The organism is Arthrobacter sp. HMWF013 (assembly GCF_003061105.1).
In the GTDB taxonomy this organism is placed as follows: domain Bacteria; phylum Actinomycetota; class Actinomycetes; order Actinomycetales; family Micrococcaceae; genus Arthrobacter.
This window is the reverse complement of sequence record NZ_QAIQ01000350.1, coordinates 1-7,354: the sequence shown is the minus strand read 5'-3', so window position 1 is coordinate 7,354 and position 7,354 is coordinate 1. Positions and strand designations below refer to the sequence as shown.

The 7,354-nt window shown below is 65.0% G+C and carries 9 protein-coding genes and 1 pseudogene; 5 read left to right on the top strand and 5 right to left on the bottom strand.

Translation table 11 applies throughout. The annotated features are described in order from the left end of the window. Together DBR22_RS13255 and DBR22_RS13250 are read left to right on the top strand one after the other, a co-directional pair. Positions 1-304, top strand: a 304-nt coding sequence (locus DBR22_RS13255) for a DsbA family oxidoreductase (RefSeq protein ID WP_181365169.1), incomplete at its 5' end; no start/stop codon positions are given. Between the two features lie 38 nt (positions 305-342). Continuing rightward, positions 343-984, top strand: coding sequence for a TetR/AcrR family transcriptional regulator (locus DBR22_RS13250; protein ID WP_108599406.1), 642 nt, complete (start codon positions 343-345; stop codon positions 982-984). 18 nt (positions 985-1,002) lie between these two features. Here the strand turns inward: DBR22_RS13250 and DBR22_RS13245 are convergent, their stop codons facing one another. Both DBR22_RS13245 and DBR22_RS13240 read right to left on the bottom strand, forming a co-directional pair. After that, on the bottom strand, positions 1,003-1,674 hold the full coding sequence (locus DBR22_RS13245) for a LytR C-terminal domain-containing protein (protein ID WP_108599405.1): 672 nt from the start codon (positions 1,672-1,674) through the stop codon (positions 1,003-1,005). After that, complete coding sequence (locus DBR22_RS13240) at positions 1,667-1,966, bottom strand: type II toxin-antitoxin system VapB family antitoxin (protein ID WP_181365168.1); 300 nt, start codon at positions 1,964-1,966, stop codon at positions 1,667-1,669. The genes DBR22_RS13245 and DBR22_RS13240 overlap by 8 nt, the downstream gene beginning before the upstream one ends. 148 nt (positions 1,967-2,114) lie before the next feature. Between DBR22_RS13240 and DBR22_RS13235 the strand changes: the two genes are divergently transcribed. Together DBR22_RS13235 and DBR22_RS13230 are read left to right on the top strand one after the other, a co-directional pair. Next, positions 2,115-3,044, top strand: coding sequence for a hypothetical protein (locus DBR22_RS13235; protein ID WP_108599403.1), 930 nt, complete (start codon positions 2,115-2,117; stop codon positions 3,042-3,044). A gap of 313 nt (positions 3,045-3,357) precedes the next feature. Further along, on the top strand, positions 3,358-4,773 hold the full coding sequence (locus DBR22_RS13230; RefSeq protein ID WP_108599407.1) for a stealth family protein: 1,416 nt from the start codon (positions 3,358-3,360) through the stop codon (positions 4,771-4,773). Positions 4,774-4,801: 28 nt separating this feature from the next. Here DBR22_RS13230 and DBR22_RS13225 read toward each other — a convergent pair whose 3' ends face one another. Then, positions 4,802-5,749, bottom strand: coding sequence for a phosphodiesterase (locus DBR22_RS13225; RefSeq protein ID WP_108599402.1), 948 nt, complete (start codon positions 5,747-5,749; stop codon positions 4,802-4,804). Positions 5,750-5,912: 163 nt separating this feature from the next. Then, on the bottom strand, positions 5,913-6,398 hold the full coding sequence (locus DBR22_RS13220; protein ID WP_108599401.1) for a glutathione peroxidase: 486 nt from the start codon (positions 6,396-6,398) through the stop codon (positions 5,913-5,915). A gap of 114 nt (positions 6,399-6,512) precedes the next feature. Between DBR22_RS13220 and DBR22_RS13215 the strand changes: the two genes are divergently transcribed. Then, positions 6,513-6,890, top strand: coding sequence for a hypothetical protein (locus tag DBR22_RS13215; protein ID WP_146187500.1), 378 nt, complete (start codon positions 6,513-6,515; stop codon positions 6,888-6,890). Positions 6,891-7,243: 353 nt separating this feature from the next. Here the strand turns inward: DBR22_RS13215 and DBR22_RS25245 are convergent. Next, positions 7,244-7,351: pseudogene (locus DBR22_RS25245) on the bottom strand (M23 family metallopeptidase); the annotation flags it as partial. Positions 7,352-7,354 lie beyond the last annotated feature (3 nt).

Here is a 7,354-nt window from a genome sequence, read left to right as displayed (position 1 = left end):
CGGCAGCACTGAATACCTCACCACCCTGGGCAGTGAGCTGGGAATCGGCGCCGCTGAAGTGGCTGCGCTTTTCACCACTGACAAGTACGCCGCCGACGTCCGCGCCGACTTCGCGGAGGCCCGGGCCCTGGGCATCAGCGGCGTCCCGTTCTTTGTGATCGACCGCAAGTTCGGGCTCTCCGGCGCCCAGCCCGCCGAAACGTTCACCGCAGCCCTGAACCAGGCCTGGCAGGACGCCAATCCACTGGTACTGGTCAACTCTGCGGACGGCGAAGCGTGCGGCCCGGACGGCTGCGCTGTCTGATACCAGATTTTACTGACACATCGCGGTAAAGTGTCTGCATGCCCAGGATTTCGGCGGCGACCAATGCCGCGCAACGCGCCGAGACGCAACGCCGGGTCCTGACAGCCTTCGGCGAGCTCCTCTTCACCCACGGCCTGCCGGGGCTGACCATGACGGACGTTGCCCGGCATGCCGGGGTGGGGCGCACCGCGGTGTACAACTACTACGCCGATATCGAAGAGCTCCTGATCGCCTACGCGCTGGATGAGACTGAGCGGTTCCTCGCCGAACTCCGGGAATCCCTGGCCCGGCTCGAAAACCCCGTGGAGCGGCTGGCACTGTACGTCCGCACCCAGGTGGAGGACCTGAGCCGCCGCCATCTGCCGCCGGGACCTGCGATGGCGGCGGTACTGTCGCCGTCGTCCTTTGCCAAACTGGCCGACCACGTGGGCGAGCTGAGCATCATGCTGCAGGGCATCCTGCGTGACGCCATGGCCCAGGGTTACCTGCCGGAGGCCGATATCAGCCAGCAGGCGCAGCTCATCCACGGCACACTGTCCTCCAGTGCGGCGCGCGGCAGCAACGAGCCCGCTGAACTGGAGGCGCGGATCACCCGGACTGTGCGCTTCATCCTGTTGGGTGCCGGCGCGAGGTTCGACGACGACGGCACTCCCCAGCGGGTCGGCCTCCCGCTTTCGTGATCGACAGGAAAAAGGCTTCTACGGTGTGGGGCCCGCCGTCGGAATGACCGGCCACTTGGCGTCGTCCGCGATGCGCCGGCTTTCCCGGGGGCAACTCAGCGGCCCTGGCGTCTGGTCCACCTGGTCCGCCGCGGCAAGCGCCTGGTAATCCCCTGCAAGAATCAGGTCCACACTGGCGTCAGTGCGTCCGTCCTGGAAGTAATCCGAGCCAGGCACGTTCCGTTGGACGCTGAACGCGGCGGACTGCCCGGCCGCCCCGGACACCACCGCGGCAACTCCCCGGTAGCCGGCATCAGTGTTGGCCACGGCCCCCACCACGAACTTCCGGCCGAGCAAGTCATCAGCCACCGTCCTGGCCAGGCCGGGCCGGCTGGTGGAGTTGTAGACGTTGAGGTTGATCTGCTCAGGGGGGGTGTAATCGAAGGTTGCACCCGGGCAGATCGACGCAGGTTCATCGCTGGCCTCGGTGGCCGGAATCCGGAGCTGGCCGCTCACAATGGCCACTGCGGTGATGATCGCGCCCACGATCAGGCCCAGCAGGAGCACCAGCACCACACCGTGCACCACCCGGCGGCGCAGCCGGGCGGGGTCGTCAGGATCACCCGCAGCCTCAAAGGTTGCCCGCAGCTCGGGCCCGGTCACCACGTGGTGGCCGTGCAGGACGCTGACGTCCTTGAGTTTCCTAGCCATCGATCACCAGCACACGGGCGTGGATGGCGGTGCGCTGGTGCAGCGCGGTGCGCACAGCCCGGTGCAGGCCGTCCTCAAGGTAGAGGGTGCCCTGGTACTGCACCACGTGGGGAAAGAGATCCCCGAAGAAGGTGGAGTCTTCGGCCAGGAGCGCTTCCAGGTCCAGAGTCCGCTTGGTGGTCACCAATTCGTCAAGGCGGACGGGGCGCGGCGGTAGCGATGCCCATTGTTTGGGCGTGTTGTAGCCATGGTCGGGGTACGGGCGTCCTTCGCCCACAGCTTTGAAGATCACCATGCCACACTAGGCATGTTGGCTTCCCAAGAGAAGTGTCAGGCCCGCGGAGCCCTCAGGTTGTAGCCAAACAGTGACCATCCGTCACATCCCGGGGACTTGGGCCACCGGCGCCGGCACGGCTGCGGCCGGCTGACAGAATAGAGCCATGACTGCACCCGAGTTCCCTGCCGGTTCCACGCCGGGCGTCCGCCTGCCGTCCGCCCCGCCCCTCGCCCTCCTGCTCGATGTCGACGGCCCGGTGGCCAGCCCGGTGACCCGTGACGTGAAACCGGAGATCATCGCAGACCTGGTGGCCCTTGCCGCGGCCGGGATTCCGGTGGTTTTTAACACCGGACGCTCTGATGCCTTTATCAGGGAACAGGTGATGGAACCGATGATTGCCGCCGGCATTCCCGCGGGAACCATCATCCACGCCATCTGCGAAAAGGGTGCAGTCTGGTTCAGCTACACCGCTGCCGGGCCCGGCCCCATCCATGTGGACCACGAACTGGCTGTACCCCAGGCCTACGGCGACGACGTCCGCAGGCTGGTCGACGAGGACTTTTCGGCGCACATGTTCTTCGATGAAACCAAGCGGGCCATGGTATCCGTGGAGCAGCACATCGAGGTAGCGTCCGCTGAATACCTCGCCGAACAGAAGCTCTTCGACGCCGAGGCCATGGAGCTGATGGCCAGGCACGGTCTCGGTGTGGTCCGGCTCGACCACCATGAGCCGAATTCCGACGACGAGGTGGACTACCGGGTGGACCCCACCATCATTTCCACGGACATTGAGTCAGTGCGGCTGGGCAAGGACCTGGGCGCCAGCCGTGCCGTTGAACTCCTGGCTGCGCAGGGGATCACCCCGCAGGCGTGGCGGACCGTGGGTGATTCCCGCACCGACTACGCCATGGCGGACTGGCTGCACCACAACGACCACCCGGTAAAGCACGTCGACGTCCGCCCGGCGGACGGGGTCCCGGTGAAGCCCTACGAGGTGCTGACGGCCACGGATCTGGGGCTCGGCGAAGACGTGATTCACGACGACGCCGGCGGCGCCTTCCTACGCAGCTGGCGGGAAGCCGTGGCCGGCTGAGTCCGTCACCGGCAGCTTTCCCGCGCTTGGGGCCCGCTTGGGACCTGCTTGGGGCCCCTTGGGGCCCGCCGCTTGGCGGTGCCGCTATTATTCAAGAGAGAACCATTACCATTTAGCCGCGACGGAGACAACCATTACAGAAGCACCGGTCCAGGACGAGATTTATTATGGTGGCCAGGCGTCCGTAGAAGTACGGAGCCATACGGAGGTGACATCTCCGGCAGCTGAGGCGCGGCTGAAGAACAGGCCGGACGTAGTCCGCCACAAGGGCAGGTACGCCCTGATCAACCACAACCGGACGCCCTACCAGGCCATGGTGGAGGACCTGTTGTTCCTTCGTGGTGTCCTCGCGGCCGAAGGCCTGGATTACCTGCTGGTCCGGGGCAACAGCGACCGTCCGGTGATCGCCCTGGACTGGAAGGACCGGAAGAAGCTCCGGTCCGCCCTGGTGAAGGCCTGCCGCAATGAGCCGGTCTACTCCATGACCGTTGATGCGAAAAAGAAGTCCTCCGTGCTGGTGGCTGACGGCGAGCTCTCCCCCAACAGGCAGGCCCGCATCTTCCGCCTGTACCGTCCCCGCGTTGAGCCCGACGGCGGCTTCGAGTTCGGTTCCTCCGCCGGAGTCCAGATTGAGCTCTGGAGCTTCGAGGGTAACCAGCTGATCCTCCCGATCGAGAACTCGCTGACGCGCCGCACCATGCTGACCCAGGACGCGGTCCGCGGGACGGTTGAACGCTACGGGCACACCTGGCCGACCATCGAGAACATGTTCGCGGACCACGCCAGCGACATCAGTTTCGACATCGATCTGGTTTTCTCGTGGGTTGACGGCAGCTCACCCGAGTACATCGCCGCCCGCCGTGCCCAGCAAAAAGGCGTGGTCCTGGGCGAAGGCGACGACAGCGAAGCCCGCTTCCGCCAGATCAACGAGCTCAAGTACGCCCTGCGCTCGGTCTATATGTTTGCGCCGTGGATCCGCCGGATCTTCATCGCCACGGATTCCCCTGCCCCTGAGTGGCTTGCCGAGCACCCGTCGGTGACCATTGTCCGCAGCGAGGAATTTTTCTCGGATCCCTCAGTGCTGCCCACGCACAACTCGCAGGCAGTCGAATGCCAGCTCCACAACATCGAGGGCCTCTCCGAGCACTTCCTGTACTCCAATGACGACATGTTCTTCGGCCGGCCGGTGGGCCCGGATATGTTCTTCACTCCCGGAGGCATCACCAAGTTCATCGAGGCCGACACCCGGATCGGGCTGGGAGACAACGACGCCGAGCGCAGCGGCTTCGAGAACGCAGCACGCGTGAACCGCAAGCTGCTGTGGACCCGCTTCGGGCGGATCACCACCCGTCACCTGGAGCACACGGCCGCTCCGCTGCGTCGCAGCGTTGTGGCAAAGATGGAACGTGAGTTCCCGGCGGAGTTCCAGAAGACGGCGGCGAGCAGGTTCCGGGCCGCTGACAACATCTCGGTCACCAACTCCTTCTACCACTACTATGCCCTGCTCACCGGACGGGCAGTCACCCAGACCGCGGCCAAAGTGCGCTATGTGGACACCACGGCCCGCGCCGGGCTGAACTACCTGCCCAAGCTCCTGGCCAAGCGCAATATGGATTTCTTTTGCCTGAACGACGGCAGTTTCCCCGAAGTCCCTGCGGACGAGCGGGCGCAGCTGGTGACCGACTTCCTGGAGAAGTACTTCCCCATCAAGGCGCCCTGGGAGCTTTAGCCGTTGCAGGCCCGGCCGGCAGAAGCTGCTAGCCGGCCGCAGGCAGTCCGGCGTTGGTCGCAGCTTTGGTGCCTGCCTTGGTCGGTGCCTTCGCGGTTTCCGGGATCGTTACTCCGGCGTCGGCCAGGCGCCGGGTGGTCTCCTCGGCGGTGACGTACTCGCCCACAGTGATGGCGCTGCCCAGGGGAACCACCGAGTGGACGATGGTGTGCTCATAGACATGGACGAGGTTGAAAGACTGGCCGGCGTCGCGTCCGCGCGTGCCGCCCACCGGCACGTTGAGGTCCTGCGTGTAGCACGAGGCCGATGCTACCGAGACGGGTACTCCGGCGAAGCTGGCAGTGGTCGAATAGTGCAGGTGTCCGGCCAGGATGGTGCGGACGTCTGAGTTACGGACGACGGCGGCCAGGGACGCCTGGTCCCTGAGCTCCACCAGCACGGACAGGTCCAGGACGGACGGAACCGGCGGGTGATGCAGTGCCAGGATGGTGCCGTCCGGGGCCGGGGTCTCAAGTTCGCGGCTCAGCCACTCCAGTTGCGCGGCGCTCAGTTCGCCATGGTGGAAGCCCGGCACTGAGGTGTCCATGGTGATGATGCGGAGCCCGTTGAGGAAATAGCTGTGATCCACGGGATCGTCGGTTCCCGCCTGGTCCAGCAGGCCCTTGCGGAAATTTGCCCGGTTGTCGTGGTTTCCCATGGCCCAAATGACCTTGGCACCCATGTCCTGGCATGCCGGCTCTACGATGGCCCGGAGCTTGGCGTAGGCCTCGGCCTCGCCCTGGTCCGCAAGATCGCCGGTGAAAATGACTGCTTCAGGCCTGGCGCCGGATGCCCGGACCTCCTCGAAGAGCTGTACAAGCCTGGCTTCGCTGTCGACTGCGCCATAAAGAGGTTCCGGACCCCCCATCAGATGGGGATCGCTCAGGTGGAGAAGGAAGTGGCGTGGCCGGGGGTGTTCGGCCTCGATGTGCTTCATTGCTACCTCTATGGTCGGCGGGAAGCGGCTCTTCCCTTCTACCTTCAGTACGCCCAATCCAACCAGACATTTGGCAAACATTAGGCAAATCGCCGCCGCCGTGTTGGAAAAAGGCTGAAGAATTACTTCCGGGAATCGTCCAGGGTGGACGGTCCGGCATGTGTCAGGACAGCACCTCCTCAATCGCGTCAATGATCTCGGCGGAGTCCGGTTCGACTGTGGGTGCGAAGCGGGCCACCACTTCCCCCTCGCGGTTGACCAGGAACTTTTCGAAGTTCCACTTGACGAGGCCGGGCAATATTCCGGATTTGAACTTTGTCAGCTCGGCATAGAGCGGATGCTGGTTCTTGCCCCGCACGTCCGCCTTGGACGTCAGCGGGAATGTTACGCCGAAGTTCCGTTCGCAGAATTCCGCGATTTCAGCGTCGTCTCCGGGTTCCTGGCCGGCGAATTGGTTGCAGGGGACGCCCAGGACCTCGAGGCCGCGGTCCTGGAACTTTCCGTAGAGGGTTTCGAGCCCCGCGTACTGCCGGGTGAAGCCGCAGTTGGATGCCACGTTGACCACCAGTACAGCGTTCCCGTTGAAACGGCCGAAATCGGTTTCGGAGCCGTCGTTGAGCGTGAGTGGAATGGAGTGCAGGGCTGTCATGGGGTCCTCCGGAAGTGGTTCATACGGGTTATTCGTAGCCAAGAGGCCATCGTACGGGTCCACTCTGGAGCCTCCTCTCAGGATCCGGCCGTCGGGGACGGGGTAGCTTCCGGGGTGACAGGATCCGCCGTCGGCGACTCCGTGGCCGGGTCACTCTCAGTGGTTGACGTCGGCGTCGGCGTCGGCGTCGGACCGGTTGTCCTTCGGTCCCTCCAGTCGGAAGCTACCGGCGTTGGAGTGGCCGTGTCGGTGGGGGTCCCGGTGGAAGACGCCGACGTCGGAGTGGGGGCAGGCGTCGACGTGGCAGTGCCGGACGGCGATGGGGAGGTGGATGTTGGCGTCGGCTGCGACCGTGTGGCCGTCGTTGTGGGGACAGGCGTCGACGTCGCACTCCTGGATGGGGACGGCGTGGTGGGCGATGTCGTCGTCGGCGATGTCGTGGTCGGCGATGTGTGGCTGGGTGTCGGCGTCTCCGTCTCAGTGGGGGTCTGAGTCGCGGTACCGGACGGTGTGGAACTTTCGGAGGGCGAGGCAGCCCCGGACGGTGAGGAAGTTTCGGAGGGCGAGGCAGTTCCGGACGGTGGGGTAGTGTCCGACGGCGACGCAGCAGGCGTGGGTTCCTGTGTTTCCGGGGCGGGGGTGGTGGGGTCAGGACTTGGCGGATCGGGCAGCTCGTCGTCCCCGAACAACACCGTATGGCTTTGGTCCGTGGCAACAGGGATGGCCCAGCGGAGGGCTTCCGCAGCCGGGGACGAAGGCCTGGCATCGAAGCTCTCCATGGCGATGTCGGCCAGCTCATCCAGCTGCCGGGTGGGTATAAGGATCCAATTCAGGGGGCTGGTGTGTTTGCCGCCCAGTATTGTCTCGAAGTGAAGATGACAGCCGGTCGACCAGCCGGTGGTCCCAACCCGCGCGACCACCTGACCCACCTGAACGGACTCGCCGGTCTCCACGGC